Source organism: Pseudomonas orientalis (genome assembly GCF_001439815.1).
Classification (GTDB): domain Bacteria; phylum Pseudomonadota; class Gammaproteobacteria; order Pseudomonadales; family Pseudomonadaceae; genus Aquipseudomonas; species Aquipseudomonas orientalis.
This window is the reverse complement of the sequence record NZ_JYLM01000007.1, coordinates 129339-146276: the sequence shown is the minus strand read 5'-3', so window position 1 is coordinate 146276 and position 16938 is coordinate 129339. Positions and strand designations below refer to the sequence as shown.

14 protein-coding genes are annotated in these 16938 nt (G+C 61.9%); 10 read left to right on the top strand and 4 right to left on the bottom strand.

From position 1 onward, the window contains the following. The first annotated feature begins 124 nt into the window (after positions 1 to 124). From TU82_RS18070 to TU82_RS18055, 4 genes are all read left to right on the top strand, one after another. The gene (locus TU82_RS18070) at positions 125 to 1099 is read left to right on the top strand and encodes a 2-hydroxyacid dehydrogenase (protein ID WP_057724638.1); all 975 of its coding nucleotides are present in this window, start codon (positions 125 to 127) and stop codon (positions 1097 to 1099) included. 174 nt (positions 1100 to 1273) lie between these two features. Further along, complete coding sequence (locus TU82_RS18065; RefSeq protein WP_057724637.1) at positions 1274 to 2176, top strand: chemotaxis protein CheV; 903 nt, start codon at positions 1274 to 1276, stop codon at positions 2174 to 2176. Between the two features lie 3 nt (positions 2177 to 2179). Beyond that, positions 2180 to 2662: a GNAT family N-acetyltransferase gene (locus TU82_RS18060; RefSeq protein ID WP_057724636.1), complete on the top strand. Its 483-nt coding sequence runs from the start codon at positions 2180 to 2182 to the stop codon at positions 2660 to 2662. A gap of 107 nt (positions 2663 to 2769) precedes the next feature. Further along, the gene (locus TU82_RS18055) at positions 2770 to 3513 is read left to right on the top strand and encodes a YkgJ family cysteine cluster protein (RefSeq protein WP_057724635.1); all 744 of its coding nucleotides are present in this window, start codon (positions 2770 to 2772) and stop codon (positions 3511 to 3513) included. On the opposite strand, the gene TU82_RS18050 is transcribed toward TU82_RS18055, so the two are convergent. Further along, positions 3491 to 4300, bottom strand: coding sequence for a transporter substrate-binding domain-containing protein (locus TU82_RS18050; RefSeq protein ID WP_057724634.1), 810 nt, complete (start codon positions 4298 to 4300; stop codon positions 3491 to 3493). The genes TU82_RS18055 and TU82_RS18050 overlap by 23 nt on opposite strands. Before the next feature lie 165 nt (positions 4301 to 4465). Then, complete coding sequence (locus tag TU82_RS18045) at positions 4466 to 4681, bottom strand: hypothetical protein (RefSeq protein WP_057724633.1); 216 nt, start codon at positions 4679 to 4681, stop codon at positions 4466 to 4468. 213 nt (positions 4682 to 4894) lie between these two features. Here TU82_RS18045 and TU82_RS18040 point away from each other — a divergent pair, with 213 nt between their 5' ends. From TU82_RS18040 to TU82_RS18015, 6 genes are all read left to right on the top strand, one after another. Then, complete coding sequence (locus TU82_RS18040; protein ID WP_057724632.1) at positions 4895 to 6061, top strand: efflux RND transporter periplasmic adaptor subunit; 1167 nt, start codon at positions 4895 to 4897, stop codon at positions 6059 to 6061. Next, entirely contained in the window at positions 6058 to 9153 is a 3096-nt protein-coding gene (locus TU82_RS18035; protein ID WP_057724631.1) for a multidrug efflux RND transporter permease subunit, read from the top strand. The genes TU82_RS18040 and TU82_RS18035 overlap by 4 nt, the downstream gene beginning before the upstream one ends. Before the next feature lie 31 nt (positions 9154 to 9184). Next, positions 9185 to 9862 carry a heavy metal response regulator transcription factor gene (locus TU82_RS18030; RefSeq protein ID WP_057724630.1) on the top strand — a complete coding sequence of 226 codons (678 nt, stop codon included), beginning with the start codon at positions 9185 to 9187 and terminating at the stop codon, positions 9860 to 9862. Beyond that, on the top strand, positions 9852 to 11216 hold the full coding sequence (locus TU82_RS18025; protein WP_057724629.1) for a heavy metal sensor histidine kinase: 1365 nt from the start codon (positions 9852 to 9854) through the stop codon (positions 11214 to 11216). The genes TU82_RS18030 and TU82_RS18025 overlap by 11 nt, the downstream gene beginning before the upstream one ends. A gap of 387 nt (positions 11217 to 11603) precedes the next feature. Continuing rightward, positions 11604 to 12926 carry an OprD family porin gene (locus TU82_RS18020; protein ID WP_057724628.1) on the top strand — a complete coding sequence of 441 codons (1323 nt, stop codon included), beginning with the start codon at positions 11604 to 11606 and terminating at the stop codon, positions 12924 to 12926. 161 nt (positions 12927 to 13087) lie between these two features. Then, positions 13088 to 14584, top strand: a complete 1497-nt coding sequence (locus tag TU82_RS18015; RefSeq protein ID WP_057724627.1) for a sensor domain-containing diguanylate cyclase — start codon at positions 13088 to 13090, stop codon at positions 14582 to 14584. A gap of 73 nt (positions 14585 to 14657) precedes the next feature. On the opposite strand, the gene lpxC is transcribed toward TU82_RS18015, so the two are convergent. Further along, positions 14658 to 15569: a UDP-3-O-acyl-N-acetylglucosamine deacetylase gene (lpxC, locus tag TU82_RS18010; RefSeq protein ID WP_003171886.1), complete on the bottom strand. Its 912-nt coding sequence runs from the start codon at positions 15567 to 15569 to the stop codon at positions 14658 to 14660. 112 nt (positions 15570 to 15681) lie between these two features. Next, positions 15682 to 16887, bottom strand: a complete 1206-nt coding sequence (gene ftsZ / locus TU82_RS18005) for a cell division protein FtsZ (RefSeq protein ID WP_017526184.1) — start codon at positions 16885 to 16887, stop codon at positions 15682 to 15684. Positions 16888 to 16938: the final 51 nt, after the last annotated feature.

Here is a 16938-nt window from a genome sequence, read left to right as displayed (position 1 = left end):
CAATCTGGATGAACGCGTTATCGTTGACGTTTTTCGCGAGCAAGCTCGCTCCTACAGGTTTTGTGATGAGGGGATAAATGTTAGCGTGCCTGGCATTCTTTCGTAGTCGATGAGCCCGCCTGCCATGAAAAAGACTGTCCTCGCCTTCAGCCGTGTCACGCCGCCAATGATCGAGCGCCTGCAACAGGATTTCGAGGTGATCGCACCCAATCCCAAGCTGGGCGACATCAACGCTCAATTCAACGAAGCCCTGCCCCATGCCCACGGATTGATCGGTGTGGGCCGCAAGCTGGGCCGCGAACAGCTTGAAGGCGCGCGCCACCTGGAGGTGGTGTCCAGTGTGTCGGTGGGCTACGACAACTACGATGTCGCGTACTTCAATGAGCGCGGGATCATGCTCACCAATACCCCTGACGTGCTCACCGAAAGCACCGCCGACCTGGCCTTCGCCCTGTTGATGAGCAGCGCGCGCCGCGTGGCCGAACTCGACGCCTGGACCAAGGCCGGGCAGTGGAAAGCCAGCGTCGGCACTCCGTTGTTCGGCTGCGATGTGCACGGCAAGACCCTGGGCATCGTCGGCATGGGCAATATCGGCGCGGCCGTGGCCCGACGTGGGCGCCTGGGCTTCAATATGCCGATCCTGTACAGCGGCAACAGCCGCAAGAGCGCGCTCGAACAGGAGCTGGGCGCCCAGTTTCGCAGCCTCGACCAGTTGCTGGCCGAGGCGGATTTCGTCTGCCTGGTGGTGCCCTTGAGCGACAAGACCCGCCACCTGATCAGCCGCCGGGAGCTGGCGCTGATGAAATCCAGTGCCATCCTGATCAACATCTCCCGTGGCCCGGTGGTGGACGAGCCGGCGCTGATCGAAGCCCTGCAAACCCAGCGCATTCGTGGCGCCGGGCTGGATGTGTATGAAAAGGAACCGCTGGCCGAGTCGCCCTTGTTCCAACTGAGCAATGCGGTGACCCTGCCGCACATCGGCTCGGCCACCGGTGAAACCCGCGAAGCCATGGCCAACCGCGCGCTGGACAACCTGCGCAGCGCCTTGCTCGGGCAGCGCCCGCAGGACCTGGTGAACCCGCAGGTGTGGAAGGGCTGACACCCCCCCACTGTAGGAGCGAGCTTGCTCGCGAAAAACCTGAGAACGCCGCGTTAAACCAGATTCGCTGCGTTATCGTGACGTTCTTCGCGAGCAAGCTCGCTCCTACAGTTTTCGGGGTCAGGGCCGATAACGGTGTATAGATCGTCATCCCTGATCCCCCAGAAGGTTTTTATGTCCACCACCAAAGCCCGCGCAGACTCATTGTCGCTTCTGCTCTTTACCTTGCGCAGCGGCAAGCTGATGGCGATCAACCTGCTGAAGGTCAGCGAAATCATCCCCTGCCCCCCGCTGACCAAACTGCCGGAGTCGCACCCCCACGTCAAAGGCATTGCCACGTTGCGCGGTAACTCGTTGGCCGTGATCGACCTGAGCCGCGCCCTGGGTGAGATGCCGTTGCTGGACCCGAACGGCGGCTGCCTGATCGTCACCGATGTCAGCCGTTCCAAGCAGGGTTTGCATGTGCAGGCGGTGAGCAAGATCGTGCATTGCCTGACCACCGACATCCGTCCACCGCCCTATGGTTCGGGCGGCAATCGCGCGTTCATTACCGGGGTGACCCAGGTGGAAGGTGGCCTGGTGCAGGTGCTGGATATCGAAAAAGTCATCCATGGCATCGCCCCGGCGCCGATCGAAGCCGCGCCGACCGATCTGACCATGGAAGAAGCCGAAGTCCTGGGCAATGCGCGCATTCTGGTGGTCGATGACAGCCAAGTGGCGCTGCAGCAATCGGTGCACACCCTGCGCAACCTCGGCCTGACCTGTCACACCGCGCGCAGCGCCAAGGAAGCCATCGATGTGCTGCTGGAGCTGCAAGGCACCGGCGAGCAGATCAATGTGGTGGTGTCGGACATTGAAATGTCCGAAATGGACGGTTATGCGCTCACCCGCACCTTGCGTGAAACCCCGGACTTCCAGCATCTCTACATATTGCTGCACACCTCCCTGGACAGCGCGATGAACAGTGAGAAAGCGCGCCTGGCCGGCGCCGATGCGGTGCTGACCAAGTTTTCCTCCCCCGAACTGACCAAGTGCCTGGTCGTCGCTGCGCAAACCGTGGCGCAAAAGGGTTTGTAAGCCTTGCCCGAATATTTCCAGCTGCTGCGTCGCGACCTCACCGGCAGCCTGCCGGCCCCACAGTGGCCGGCCGATACGCAACTGGATCACTACCGCGATGAATTGGCCCCGGCGATTCACGCGGTGTTGCGCATGACCCAGGATCAGGGCGGTGGCCGTGTGGTGAGCCTGGAGCCGTGGCGCCGGCAGTTTGTTGCCGATGCCGAGTTCGACCCCAGCCTGTGCCTGGTGGCCAGCAATGCCGATGGCATTCTTGGCGTGGCCGTCTGCTGGACCAGCGCCTTTATCAAGAACCTCTCGGTACACCCCTGCGCCCAGGGCCAGGGACTGGGCCGTGCGTTGTTGCTGCATACCTTCCATGTGTTCAAGCAACGCGGCGAACCCTATGTGGATCTCAAGGTGCTGGAGCGTAATCTGCGCGCGCGGCAACTGTATGAAAGCGCAGGCATGCGCTTCGTCCTGCGCGACGTGGTTGCCGAGGACTGACGTCACTGGCGCATAACTTGCTTGCAGAGAGACCAAGCGGTGGACAGAGGTCAAAACCCGTCACCGCTCACGCTTGTCCTCTGACCTTGCCTGGTGACCGATCTGCCATGAACACTCATTTTTCCTGCGTAGGTTGCGGCAAATGCTGCTCCGATCACCATGTGCCCCTGACTCTCGAAGAGGCCCGCCACTGGGCGGCGGACGGCGGCAACGTGATCGTGCTGGTCGAAGGTTTTCTCGCCAGCGGCCTGGGGTTGCCCCCGCAGCAACGTGAACATGCCGAGCGCCGTTCAGTGGTGGTCCCCAGCGGCAATACCGAGGCCTTCGTGGCAATCACCTTTGCCGCGTACAACGCCGGGCGCTGCCGGAATCTTGACGAAGACAACCGCTGCGGCATCTACGAACGACGCCCACTGGTGTGCCGGATCTATCCGATGGAGATCAATCCGCATATCCCGTTGAACCCAAGCGCCAAGGATTGCCCACCGGAGTCCTGGGAACAGGGCCCGGCGTTGATCGTCGGCGGTGAGTTGATGGACGCGGAACTGGCTGAACTGATCCGCCGCTCACGCCAGGCCGACCGTGATGATGTGCAGACCAAGGAGTCCGTGTGCGCCTTGCTGGGAATTCGCACCACGGCGCTCAAGGGCGACGGGTTCACGGCGTACCTCCCGGATATGCAGGCATTTGCCCAGGCCATTGACGCGGCGACCGCCCAGCCGGCGCCGGCCAATCAATGGGTGTTTCATGTATCCGCCATGGACATTGCCGAACAACTGCTGGACGCCGGGGCGCAGATTGCCACCGAGGTGCCGGCCAATTACGCGTTTATCCCGTTGCGGGCGGCCTGAGCGTTGATGGATCAATCGGCGTTGTGTCCAGGCGGTAGGGCTGGAGGATGCGCTGGTATTCGCCGTTTTGCTTGAGTTGCTCCAGGGCATGGTTGAGTTCGGTACGCAAGACGGTATCGGTCTTGCGCAAGGCAATTGCGACACTGGCGCCCAACAGCTCGGACGACACCGGGGGGCCCATGAACGCGAAATCCATGCCTTCGGGCTTGTCGAGCAAGGCTTCGCGGATTTCCACAGCGCCTTGCAGGGTTGCATCGATCTCGCCCGCGAGGAGACTGCCCACCAGTTGGTCATTGAGCCAGAAACTCTTGATGTGCACGCCCGAAGGCGCCCAGCGTGCCAGGGCAAAGGCTTCCCGGTTGCTTCTTAACAGCACTCCGACGCGCTTGCCCTTGAGTGACTGCCTGTCCGGGCTCAAACCTGAGTCCTTGCGTGCCACCAGGCGGGTGGTGATCGGGTAAAGGTCATCGCTGAAATTGACCCATTGCCGTCGGCCCGGTGTCGGCGCCATGCCCATGATCGCGTCAAATCGCCTGGCGTCGAGGGCGGGAAAATTTTCCATGACGACCTGGTCGACCCAGGTGCAATGCACATTGAGTTGCACGCACAAGGCGTTGCCCAATTCGATATTGAGCCCCACCAGTTGCCCTTGCGGGTTACGGCTTTGAAAGGGCGGAAAATGCGCAGCGACGGCGAAGCGGATTTCGCGTCGCGGCGGCTCGATGGCGGCCAAGGCCTCCACCGACAGCAAGAGGGCAAGTGCAACACAAAGGTGTATCAGGGCCACGGGAAACGTCCTTTTCCAGAGAGGGCGGCATCGCCATGTCCTGATACAACTGATCAGGGCCTGGCGATGCTGGGCAAGCTTTCAAGAAACGGTCGCGGACCTACAAGCAGAAATATCGACGCGAGTTGTAGGCAAATGCCTATAGCGCACCCACAGGCATTACTCTCAACGTTTACCCATCGAACGGCGTGTACCCGGCGGCGCCATACCGGGCGTCTTGGTATGACCGTTCCTGGCGCCGCCTTTGTACCAAGGCTGGCCAGCCTGCTTGGTCCCCGCCAGTTCGCCCGGCTTGAAGGGAAACTTGAACGCCGGGATGTCGGCTTTTTCAACGCCGTCGGCGTCGACCGCTTCAACGGGGGGTTGGATCGGGGAAGTCATGGGTGCTCCGAGGTGCGCAAAAGATGAAGCGGGTCCGGCAAGCGGGCCACACTGGCACACAGTATACCTGCGCGCTCTGGATCTTTATGCGTTGGCGTACGAATGGTCGCCGCTTAACTGACAGTGCTGTCAGATAGCCGTCACCGTGCTGACCCGATCAAAGGTCTATAACGGTGATTTCACGCTTCCAATCCTTTGCCTGGCGCCGTACCTATGCACATAAAACGAAACACGGCCCTGCTGGTGGGCGCCCTTCTGGTTCTGGCAGTGACAGCCTGGACGCTGACGCGGCCCGCCAAGGCCAGGCTGGCGGCACCCAGTGCGATTCCCGTACGCGTGGTGAGCGTGGCGCAACGGGATGTGCCCCGCTTCGTCAGCGGCATCGGCTCGGTGTTGTCGTTGCACAGCGTGGTGATCCGCCCGCAGATCGACGGCATCCTCACTCGGTTGCTGGTCAAGGAAGGCCAGCGGGTGAAGGCCGGCGACTTGCTGGCAACCATCGATGACCGTTCGATCCGCGCCAGCCTCGACCAGGCCAGGGCACAATTGGGCGAAAGCCAGGCGCAGTTGCAAGTGGCGCTGGTCAACCTCAAGCGCTACAAGACACTGAGCATCGACGACGGCGTGTCGAAGCAGACCTACGACCAGCAACAGGCACTGGTCAATCAGCTCAAGGCCACCGCGCAGGGTAATCAGGCGGCGATTGATGCGGCTCAAGTACAACTTTCCTTCACCCAGATTCGTTCTCCTGTCAGCGGCCGCGTGGGCATTCGCACGGTGGATGAAGGAAACTTCCTGCGCATGAGCGATACCCAGGGGTTGTTCTCGGTCACCCAGATCGACCCGATTGCGGTCGAGTTTTCCCTGCCGCAGCAGATGCTGCCGAGCCTGCAAGGCTTGATCGCCGCGCCAGAAAAAGCCCGCGTGAATGCCTACCTGGGCGCCGACACCGACGGCCAGACCGGCGACTTGCTCGGCGAAGGCCATTTGAGCGTGATCGACAACCAGATCAGTTCCAGCACCGGTACCCTGCGCGCCAAGGCCGAGTTCCCCAACAGCGCGCAGAAGCTGTGGCCGGGGCAACTGGTGACCATCAAGATCCAGACCGCCATCGACAGGAACGCCCTGGTGGTGCCGCCGACCGTGGTGCAGCGTGGCCTGGATTCGCATTTCGTCTACCGGCTCAACGGTGACCACGTCGAAGTGGTGCCGGTGCAGGTCAGCTACCAGAACAGCGAGGTGAATATCATCAAGGGCGTGCAGGCCGGGGATGTGCTGGTCAGCGACGGCCAGTCGCGGCTCAAGGCCGGCGCCCGAGTGGAAGTGCTCAAGGAGCCGCCGCAAGTTATCCAGACCGCCGATGCCAGGGTGCAGCCATGAGCGGCAGTCGCTCGCCCTCGGCCTGGTGCGTCGATCACCCGGTCGCCACCCTGCTGCTGACATTCGCCTTGGTACTGCTGGGCATCATTGCCTTCCCGCGCCTGGCTGTCGCGCCACTGCCGGAAGCGGAATTTCCGACGATCCAGGTCACCGCCCAGTTACCCGGTGCCAGCCCGGACACCATGGCCTCCTCGGTGGCGACGCCGCTTGAGGTGCAATTCAGCGCCATCCCCGGCATAACCCAGATGACCTCCAGCAGCGCCCTGGGCTCAAGCCTGCTGACCCTGCAATTCACCCTGGACAAGAGCATCGACACCGCCGCCCAGGAAGTGCAGGCCGCGATCAACACCGCCTCCGGCAAGCTGCCCGGCGATATGCCGAGCCTGCCGACCTGGAAGAAGGTCAACCCGGCCGACAGCCCGGTGCTGATCCTCAGCGTCAGCTCCGCCAGCCTGCCCAGCACCGAACTGAGCGACTACGTTGAAACCTTGCTGGCGCGCCAGATCAGTCAGATCGACGGTGTCGGCCAGATCAACATCACCGGCCAGCAACGCCCGGCGATTCGCGTGCAGGCCTCCCCCGACAAACTCGCGGCGGTCGGCCTGACGCTCGCGGACATCCGCCTGGCCATCCAGCAGTCGAGCCTGAACCTGGCCAAAGGCGCGATCTACGGCGCCAACAGCGTGTCGACCCTGTCGACCAACGATCAACTGTTTCACCCCGACGAATACGGCCAGTTGATTGTGTCCTACAAGAATGGCGCGCCGGTGCAGTTGCGTGATATCGCCAGGGTCATCAACGGTTCGGAAAACGCCTACGTGCAGGCCTGGTCCGGCGATACACCGGGGGTCAACCTGGTGATTTCGCGCCAGCCGGGCGCGAATATCGTCGACACGGTGGACCGCATCCAGCAGGCACTGCCGCGCCTGGAAGCGATGTTGCCGGCCTCGGTGCAGGTCAGCGTATTGACCGACCGCACCAAGACCATCCGCGCCTCCCTGCATGAAGTGGAAATGACCCTGCTGATCGCCATTCTGCTGGTGGTGGCGGTGATGGCGTTGTTCCTGCGCCAACTGTCGGCGACGTTGATTGTGTCGGCGGTGCTCGGGGTTTCGCTGGTGGCCAGTTTCGCGCTGATGTATGTGATGGGCTTCAGCCTGAACAACCTGACCCTGGTCGCCATCGTGATTGCCGTGGGCTTTGTGGTGGACGATGCGATTGTAGTGGTGGAAAACATCCATCGGCATCTGGAGGCCGGGCTGGACAAGCGCGAAGCCGCGATCAAGGGCGCGGGCGAAATCGGCTTTACCGTGGTGTCCATCAGCTTCTCGCTGGTGGCGGCCTTCATTCCGCTGCTGTTCATGGGCGGCGTGGTCGGGCGGCTGTTCAAGGAGTTTGCGCTGACCGCCACCTCGACCATCCTGATTTCGGTGGTGGTCTCGCTGACCCTGGCGCCTACACTCGCGGCGCTGTTCATGCGGGCGCCGACCCATCATGCCCATGCCACACCCACGTTCAGCGAGCGCCTGCTGGCCGGTTATGCGCGCAACCTGCGCCGCGCCCTGGCCCATCAACGCAGCATGGCGGCAATCTTCGTGGTGACCCTGGCCCTGGCAGTGATCGGCTACGTGTTTATCCCCAAGGGATTCTTCCCGGTGCAGGACACCGGTTTTGTGCTCGGCACCAGCGAGGCGGCGGCCGATGTGTCGTACCCGGACATGGTTGCCAAGCACAAGGCCCTGGCCGAGATCGTCAAGGCCGACCCGGCGGTGCAGGCCTTCTCCCACTCGGTGGGGGTCACCGGCAGCAACCAGACCATCGCCAACGGTCGCTTCTGGATTGCCTTGAAAGACCGCGCCGACCGTGACGTGTCCGCCAGCCAGTTCATCGACCGTATCCGCCCGCAGCTGGCGAAGGTGCCGGGCATCGTCCTGTACCTGCGCGCCGGCCAGGACATCAACCTGAGCTCCGGCCCCAGCCGCGCCCAATACCAATACGTACTCAAGAGCAACGACGGCCCGACACTGAACACCTGGACCCAGCGCCTCACCGAAAAGCTGCGTACCAACCCGGCGTTTCGTGACCTGTCCAACGACTTGCAACTGGGCGGCAGCATCACCCACATCACGATCGACCGCCAGGCTGCCGCGCGTTTCGGCTTGAGCGCCACCGATGTCGACCAGGCGCTGTACGATGCCTTCGGCCAGCGCCAGATCAACGAGTATCAGACCGAAATCAACCAGTACCAGGTGGTGCTGGAGCTGGACCGCCAGCAGCGCGGCAAGGCCGAGAGCCTGAACTATTTTTACCTGCGCTCGCCGCTGACCAACGAGATGGTGCCGCTGTCGGCGCTGGCCAGGGTTGACCCGCCTACGGTGGGACCGCTGTCCATCAGCCATGACGGCATGTTCCCCGCCGCCAACCTGTCGTTCAACCTGGCGCCCGGTGTGGCCCTGGGCGACGCGGTGATCATGCTCAACCAGGCCAAGAACGACATTGGCATGCCCGCTGCGATCATCGGTAATTTCCAGGGCGCGGCCCAGGCGTTCCAGAGTTCGCTGGCCAGCCAGCCGTGGCTGATCCTCGCGGCACTGGTGGCGGTCTACATTATCCTCGGCGTGCTGTACGAGAGTTTCGTGCACCCGTTGACGATCATTTCCACCCTGCCCTCGGCGGGCCTGGGCGCGTTGATTATGCTGTGGCTGCTGGGCCAGGACTTCTCGATCATGGCCTTGATCGGCCTGGTACTGCTGATCGGCATCGTCAAGAAAAACGGCATTCTAATGATCGACTTCGCCCTGGAGGCCCAGCGCGTGCGCGGCCTGCCACCGGAGGATGCGATCTACGAAGCCTGTGTGACGCGGTTCCGGCCGATCATCATGACCACCCTGGCCGCCCTGCTTGGCGCGGTGCCGTTGATGCTCGGCTCCGGCCCGGGCGCGGAGCTGCGCCAACCGCTGGGTATCGCGGTGGTCGGTGGCTTGCTGGTGAGCCAGGCGCTGACGCTGTTCACCACGCCGGTCATATACTTGTACCTTGAACGATTTTTCCACAGGCCCAAACCAGCGCTCGCGCTGGCGACCACACACTGAGGCCAAGGCCCCGCCCTGGAACAAAAGGCTGATGCGCGTCCTGATTATCGAAGATGAAGAAAAAACCGCCGACTACCTGCACCGCGGCCTGACGGAGCAAGGCTACACCGTCGACGTGGCGCGCGACGGCGTCGAGGGCTTGCACCTGGCGCTGGAGAACGATTACGCGGTGATCGTGCTCGACGTAATGCTGCCGGCACTCGACGGTTTTGGCGTGTTGCGCGCCTTGCGTGCGCGCAAACAGACCCCGGTGATCATGCTCACTGCCCGCGAACGCGTGGAAGACCGCATCCGTGGCCTGCGCGAAGGCGCCGACGACTACCTGGGCAAGCCGTTTTCCTTCCTGGAACTGGTGGCGCGCCTGCAGGCGCTGACCCGGCGCAGCGGCGGCCATGAGCCGGTGCAAGTGACGGTGGCCGACCTGTGGATCGACCTGATCAGCCGCAAGGCCAGCCGCAATGGCGTGCGCCTGGACCTGACCGCCAAGGAGTTTTCGTTGCTCAGCGTATTGGCGCGGCGCCAGGGCGAAATCCTGTCCAAGACGGCGATCGCCGAGATGGTCTGGGACATCAATTTCGACAGCGATGCCAACGTGGTCGAAGTGGCGATCAAGCGCCTGCGCGCCAAACTCGACGGGCCGTTCGAGCACAAGCTGCTGCACACCATTCGCGGCATGGGCTACGTGCTGGAGAACCGCAGTGCCGGCTAATTCCATCGCCCTGCGCCTGAGCGGCATGTTCACCCTGGTGGCGCTGCTGATCTTCGTGCTGATCGGCGGCGTGCTCTACCAGCAAGTGGACCGCGGCCTGGGGTTGTTGCCGGGAGCCGAGCTGGATGCGCGCTACAGCGTGCTCGAATCCTCGGTGAACCGCTTCGGTACGCCGGAGCACTGGGTCAAGATAAGGGCCAAGCTCAAGCTGCTGGGCGAGGAAGACAAGCGCATTCGCTTCTGGGTGGTCAGCAGCGACCCGAATTACGAATACGGCGAGCCCGATGCGCAGATCCGTGCGTTTGCCCAGGGCCCGACCGGTAAACGCGACCTGCGCCTGCCCGGCCACGATTACCCGTTCAAGGTGCTGGTCAGCCAGTTTGCCGCCAAGGAGCAACGCCCGCCGCTGCGGTTCATGATCGCCATCGACACCGAGAATTTCCGCGCCACCCAGCACCATCTGCTGGTGGCGCTGGTCAGCCTGGCGCTGGTCGGCGTGGTCATGGCCTCGTTGCTGGGTTTCTGGGTGTCGCGCATCGGTCTCAAACCCTTGGAAAAGCTCTCGGCCGAAGCGCAAAAACTCGCGCCCCCCAAGCTCTCCGGGCGCCTGCAACTGTCACCGTTGCCGCCGGAACTGAGCCAGTTCGTCAACTCGTTCAACGCCACCCTCGACCGCGTCGAACTCGCCTATTCACGCCTGGAATCCTTCAACGCCGATGTGGCCCATGAACTGCGCTCGCCGCTGACCAACCTGATCGGCCAGACCCAGGTGGCACTGACCCGCGGTCGTTCGGCCGAGCATTATTTCGAGGTGCTGCAATCGAACCTGGAAGAACTGGAACGGCTGCGCTCGATCATCAACGACATGCTGTTTCTCGCCAGCGCCGACCAGGGCAGCAAGGCCACCAAGCTGATCGAAAGCGCCCTGGCCGATGAAGTCGCGACCACCCTCGACTACCTGGACTTCATCCTGGAAGACGCCCGGGTCGAAGTGCGCGTACACGGTGATGCACGGGTACAGATCGAAAAGGCCCACCTGCGGCGTGCGCTGATCAATCTGCTGAGCAACGCCGTGCAACACACCGCGCCCGGCCAGGTCATCGATGTGCATATTGAGGTGCAGGGGCAACAGGTGATGATCGGCGTGACCAATCCCGGCGAGGCGATTGCCGACGAACACCTGCCGCGCCTGTTCGAACGTTTTTATCGAGTGGACGCGTCACGCAGTAACAGCGGCGCGAATCACGGGTTGGGGCTGGCGATCGTCAAGGCGATTGCGCTGATGCACGGTGGGGATGTGTTTGTGCGCAGTGAGCACGGCGGCAATACCTTCGGCATGACCCTGCCTGTCTAGAACACCTCAATCAAATGTGGGAGGGGGCTTGCCCCCGATTGCGGTATGCCAGCTACAGATGAGTCGGCTGATTCACCGCCATCGGGGGCAAGCCCCCTCCCACAGTTGGACTATGTATACATGTGGAAACTGTTGCGATTTGGGCAACAGTCATTATCTTGTTACACTCTATATCGCAGCGCTCACCTGCGTTACTTTGACGCATCGATGAGCGCGACGGCAAAGGCAGCTGGCCCCTCACCCGAATTTCCCTCGACTTATTTCCAGGGCTCTACACTGGGAATCTGTCTTAAAGCCGCTGACTTCAGCGGCTTTTTTTTGCCGTGAAAAAAGGCCGGGCACACTTCCACGACACTGGCCGTTCATGTGACCAAAGGAGCTCCACCGGTGAAGAACTCGCTGACGTTCACCCCGTTATTCCTCGCAATTGCAGCAACGATCACGCCCCTTGCCCACGCGGCAGACCCTGCCTCCGCCGAAGGTTTCGTCGAGGGTTCACACCTCACGATCAACACCCGCAACTACTACATGAACCGCGACCGCCGCGACATTCACAGCGATGACAGCAAGGAGTGGGGCCAGGGCTTTATCGGCACCTTCGCGTCCGGCTACACCCAGGGCACCGTCGGCTTTGGCCTGGACCTCAATGCCATGCTCGGCCTCAAGCTCGACGGCGGTGGCGGTACCGACGGCTCCAGCATCCTTCCCTACGGCAGCGGCAACGGCAAGGCACCCGGCTCGTTCTCCACCGCTGGCGGAACCTTGAAAATGCGTGCGTTCGACACCGAGCTGAAGGCCGGCGACCTGTTCCTCAACAACCCGGTGATCGCCGGCGGCATGACCCGCATGTTGCCCCAGACGTTTCGCGGCATCAGCCTGAGCAACCACAGCCTCGACGGCTGGACGTTCGAAGGCGGCCAGGCCAGCTTTACCAAGCTCTACAACCAGAGCGGCCACCGGCGCATCGGCACCAGCTACGGCGCGTTGCCGGCCAACGCCGACAGCCGGCACCTGAACTGGGCCGGTGTGTCGTTCAGCGGTATTCCCGAGCTGACCAGCAACCTGTACGCCGCCGAGCTCAAGGACGTGTGGCACCAGTACTACTACGACCTCGAATACACCTACGCACTGAACGACCTGGTCAGCCTGACCCCAGGCCTGCACTACTACCACACCCAGAACACCGGCCAGGCCCTGCTGGGCGACATCGACAACAACACCTACAGCCTGCATGTCACTCTGGGCGTGGGCAACCACAGCGTCACCGCCGCGTATCAGCGGGTCAACGGCAACACGCCGTTCGACTACATCACCCAGGGCGACAGCGTGTACCTGGACAACTCCCAGCAATACTCGGACTTCAACGGCCCCAACGAGCGTTCGTGGAAGCTCAAGTACGCCTATGATTTCGCCGGTCTGGGCCTGCCGGGCCTGACGTCCGCCGTGTCCTATATCAGCGGCAAGACCGACCTCACCCGCGTCGACCCGAACAGCCGCGGCTACGCCAGCTGGTACAGCGCCGATGGCAAGAATGCCAGACATTGGGAGCGGGACATCGACGTGAAGTACGTGGTGCAAGGCGGCAAGGCCAAGGACCTGGCGGTGCGCCTGCAATGGGCGACGAACCGGGGTGGCGACGGGTATTCGGCGGTGGATCGGGATGTGGATGAGTACCGGATGATCGTGGACTACCCGATCAACGTGTTCTGATCAAATGTGGGAGGGGGCTTGCCCCCGATAGCAGAGTGTCAGCAAATGATAGGGTGACTGGCCCACCGCTATCGGGGGCAAGCCCCCTCCCACATTGGGTCCTGCAGCATATTCCGGAGTTGCTACTACGCTAAGGGCATCTCAACGCAGAAGTACGCCCGATGAGCCCAAGCCCTGCCCGCCCTACCCGCCGCCCGGAGCGCTTGCTGATCCTGAGCAGCACCCTCACGGTATTGCTGATCGTGGGCATCGTCACCGCCCTGTTGATCCGTGAACACGCCAACACCTTGCAGACGGCCAAGCGCACCGCCAATACCATCACTCAGTTGATCGACGCCGATGTGCTGCGCAATGTCGAGCTGTATGACATGGCGCTGGAAGGCCTGATCGCCGCGACCGCGCGCACCGACCTGCAGGGCCTGTCGCCCAGCATCCGGCACCTGGTGCTGTTCGACCGCTCCGACGCAGCGCCTTATAAGGGCGACATCCTGCTGCTGGATTCAAGCGGCGAGGTGATTGCCGACTCTTCCCTGCTCACACCCAAGGCCGGCAATTTCGCCGACCGCGACTATTTCCAGGTCCACCGTGGCGACTCCGACATCGGGCTGTATATCAGTCGCCCGTTCATGGCCCGCTGTGAATGCGAAGACCCCTGGCGCATTGCGTTCAGCCGCCGGGTTTCTTCAGCGAACGGGCGCTTTGAAGGGGTGGCGGTCGCCTCCATGCGTCTTTCGTACTTCCACCAACTGTTCAGCAGCCTGAATATCGGCGCCGGCAGCACCATCAATCTGCTCAACCATCAAGGCATCCTGCTGGCGCAGGAACCCCTGCTGGAAGCGGACATGATCAACCAGGACCTGAGTTCGCGACCCAATGTGGCACGCATGCTGCGCGAGCGGGACGGCAATTTTCGCAGCGTATCCAGTGTCGACCACCGGGGGCGACTCTACAGTTTCTCGAGTGTGGGCAATTTGCCGCTGATGGTCGCGGTGGCCTTGGCCAGCGACGAAGTGTTCGCGCCCTGGCGACGCGCAGCGTGGCTGGTCAGCCTCGCAACGGGGGTGTTGTGCATTGGCCTGTTATGGCTGACTTGGGCGCTGAGCAAGGAGCTGCGACGGCGCCATCGGGTCGAGCAGGTGCTGTCAGAACTGGCAGGCACCGATGCGCTCACCGGCCTGGCCAACCGCCGCACCCTGGACGAACGCCTACGCCTGGAATGGGACCGCGCGCAACGCTCGACCGAACCGCTTACGGTGTTGATGATCGACGTCGACCACTTCAAGGCCTTCAACGACCGCCATGGCCATCAGGGCGGCGATGATGCGCTGCGCGCGGTGGCGCAGGTGATCGACAGCAATATCCGCCGCCCGGCCGACCTGGCGGCGCGTTATGGCGGTGAAGAATTCGCGGTGGTATTGCCCCATACCGACGCCAAGGGCGCATGGGTGATCGCCGAGCGTATCCGCCAGAGCGTCCAGTACTTGCCACGGATGGCCGGGGATGATCAGCCGATCACGGTGAGCATCGGCATGGGTACCTGGCACAAGCACAGCCGTAATACCCTGGAGGATCTGCTGCTCAAGGCCGACCAGGCGTTGTACGAGGCCAAACACAGTGGGCGTAACCGAACGATGGATGCGACAACCCTGCCCGTGTAGGAACGATCTATCGGCGCATAAAAAAAGGCCACCCGAAGGCAGCCTTTAAAAACTAAAGAAAGAGAGTTGTTACTTACACCGCCGCAACGGGACGCATGTAAGAGATCGGTGCGGTGCTGGCATCTTCGAAGGTCACGACTTCCCAAGCGTCCGTCTGCTCAATCAACTTGCGCAGCAGCTGGTTGTTAAGGGCGTGGCCCGACTTGAAGCCTTTGAACTCGCCTATCAGGCTATTGCCCAGCAGGTAGAGGTCACCGATTGCATCGAGGATCTTGTGCTTGACGAATTCGTCTTCGTAGCGAAGGCCGTCTTCGTTCAGTACACCATCCGCGTCGACCACAATGGCGTTTTCAACGCTGCCGCCGAGTGCGAGGTTGTGCTTGCGCAGGTACTCGATGTCACTCATGAAACCAAAGGTACGGGCGCGGCTGACTTCTTTTACGAACGAAGTGCTGGAAAAATCCACGCTTGCACTTTGGGTGCGGTCGCGGAATACCGGGTGATCGAAATCGATCTCAAAGCTCACTTTAAAGCCTTCGAACGGGACGAAGGTGGCGCGCTTGTCGCCGTCTTCTACTGTCACTTCCCGCAGAATGCGTATGAACTTCTTGGCTGCGTCCTGTTCTTCCAGGCCGGCAGATTGAATCAGGAATACGAAAGGTCCAGCGCTGCCATCCATGATCGGGACTTCGGACGCGGAGAGCTCGACGTAGGCGTTATCGATGCCCAAACCGGCCATGGCCGAGAGCAAGTGCTCCACCGTGTCCACTTTGACGTCACCGTTGACCAATGTGGTCGACATAGTGGTTTCGCCAACGTTTTCCGCGCGAGCAGGAATCTGCACCACAGGGTCCAGGTCGGCACGAACAAACACGATGCCGGTGTCGACAGGTGCGGGCTTGAGGGTCAGGTATACCTTCTCCCCGGAGTGCAGACCTACACCTGTGGCACGGATAATATTCTTCAGGGTGCGTTGTTTAATCATGGCTTGGACCGCTTGAGCGCAAATTGCGAACTGGTATCAACAAAGGCTGGCGATAATAGCAGACCAGACCTTTGCTGAACACCAATCACCTTCATAGCCCTGATACATTCCATCAATCGGCCTGACGACGCAGGAATGCCGGGATATCCAGGTAGTCCAGATCATCTTGCGGATTCGGGCTACGGGACGCCGCGGCACCGGCTTGCGCCTGGTTGCGCATCACGGTCGGACGGTCCAGGTCACGGTAGTTCACCGACGGCAGTTCCTGGCGCGAAGGCGCTGGAGCGGCAGCCGCTTGGCTGGCGTGGCTGGCCTGGCTGTTATGCAGGGTGTTGTCGATGACCTTCACAGGCTTCTCGATTTTTGCGCCCAGGCCGGTTGCAACCACGGTCACGTGCAGCTCGTCGCGCATGTCCGGATCGATCACGGTACCGACCTTGACCATGGCGTGCTCGGACGCGAAGGCTTCGATAATGCTACCCACGTCGGAGTACTCACCCAGGGACAGGTCGGGACCTGCGGTGATGTTCACCAGGATGCCGCGCGCGCCTTGCAGGTTCACGTCTTCGAGCAGCGGGTTGCGGATGGCCGCTTCAGTGGCTTCGCGTGCACGGTTCGGACCGCTGGCGCAGCCGGTGCCCATCATCGCCATGCCCATTTCGCTCATGACGGTACGGACGTCGGCAAAGTCGACGTTGATCATGCCCGGGCGCTTGATGATGTCGGAGATACCGCGAACGGCACCGGCCAGTACATCGTCAGCCTTGGCGAACGCGGACAGCAGGCTTGCGTCCTTGCCCAGGATGGTCAGCAGTTTCTCGTTGGGAATGGTGATCAACGAGTCGACGCTTTCAGACAGCAGACGGATACCTTCGTCGGCGATCTGCATGCGCTTGCGGCCTTCGAACGGGAACGGACGGGTCACGACAGCGACGGTCAGGATCCCCATTTCCTTGGCCACTTCGGCAATGATCGGCGCTGCACCGGTACCGGTACCGCCGCCCATGCCGGTGGTGATGAACACCATGTTGGTGCCCTGCAGCACTTCGGCAATACGCTCGCGGTCTTCCAGGGCGGCTTGACGGCCGACTTCCGGATTGGCGCCGGCGCCGAGGCCCTTGGTCACGGCTGTGCCCAATTGCAGGATGGTCCGCGCGCCGATGCTTTTCAGCGCCTGGGCATCAGTGTTGGCGCAGATGAATTCAACGCCTTCAATGTTGCTCTTGACCATATGGTTGACAGCGTTGCCGCCGCCACCGCCGACACCGATTACTTTGATAACCGGGCTAGCGGGGATGTTGTCTACGAGTTCAAACATGTTCCCTCTCCTTTCGTTTTCTCTAGTTTTTTCGCCTACTGCTTGTTACGG

Coding starts and splice junctions, on each gene's coding strand:
- TU82_RS18045 (WP_057724633.1), bottom strand. CDS start 4,681: ATGACTTCCCCGATCCAACCCCCCGTTGAAGCGGTCGACGCCGACGGC.
- TU82_RS18015 (WP_057724627.1), top strand. CDS start 13,088: ATGAGCCCAAGCCCTGCCCGCCCTACCCGCCGCCCGGAGCGCTTGCTG.
- TU82_RS18065 (WP_057724637.1), top strand. CDS start 1,274: ATGTCCACCACCAAAGCCCGCGCAGACTCATTGTCGCTTCTGCTCTTT.
- TU82_RS18040 (WP_057724632.1), top strand. CDS start 4,895: ATGCACATAAAACGAAACACGGCCCTGCTGGTGGGCGCCCTTCTGGTT.
- TU82_RS18070 (WP_057724638.1), top strand. CDS start 125: ATGAAAAAGACTGTCCTCGCCTTCAGCCGTGTCACGCCGCCAATGATC.
- TU82_RS18030 (WP_057724630.1), top strand. CDS start 9,185: ATGCGCGTCCTGATTATCGAAGATGAAGAAAAAACCGCCGACTACCTG.
- ftsZ (WP_017526184.1), bottom strand. CDS start 16,887: ATGTTTGAACTCGTAGACAACATCCCCGCTAGCCCGGTTATCAAAGTA.
- lpxC (WP_003171886.1), bottom strand. CDS start 15,569: ATGATTAAACAACGCACCCTGAAGAATATTATCCGTGCCACAGGTGTA.
- TU82_RS18035 (WP_057724631.1), top strand. CDS start 6,058: ATGAGCGGCAGTCGCTCGCCCTCGGCCTGGTGCGTCGATCACCCGGTC.
- TU82_RS18055 (WP_057724635.1), top strand. CDS start 2,770: ATGAACACTCATTTTTCCTGCGTAGGTTGCGGCAAATGCTGCTCCGAT.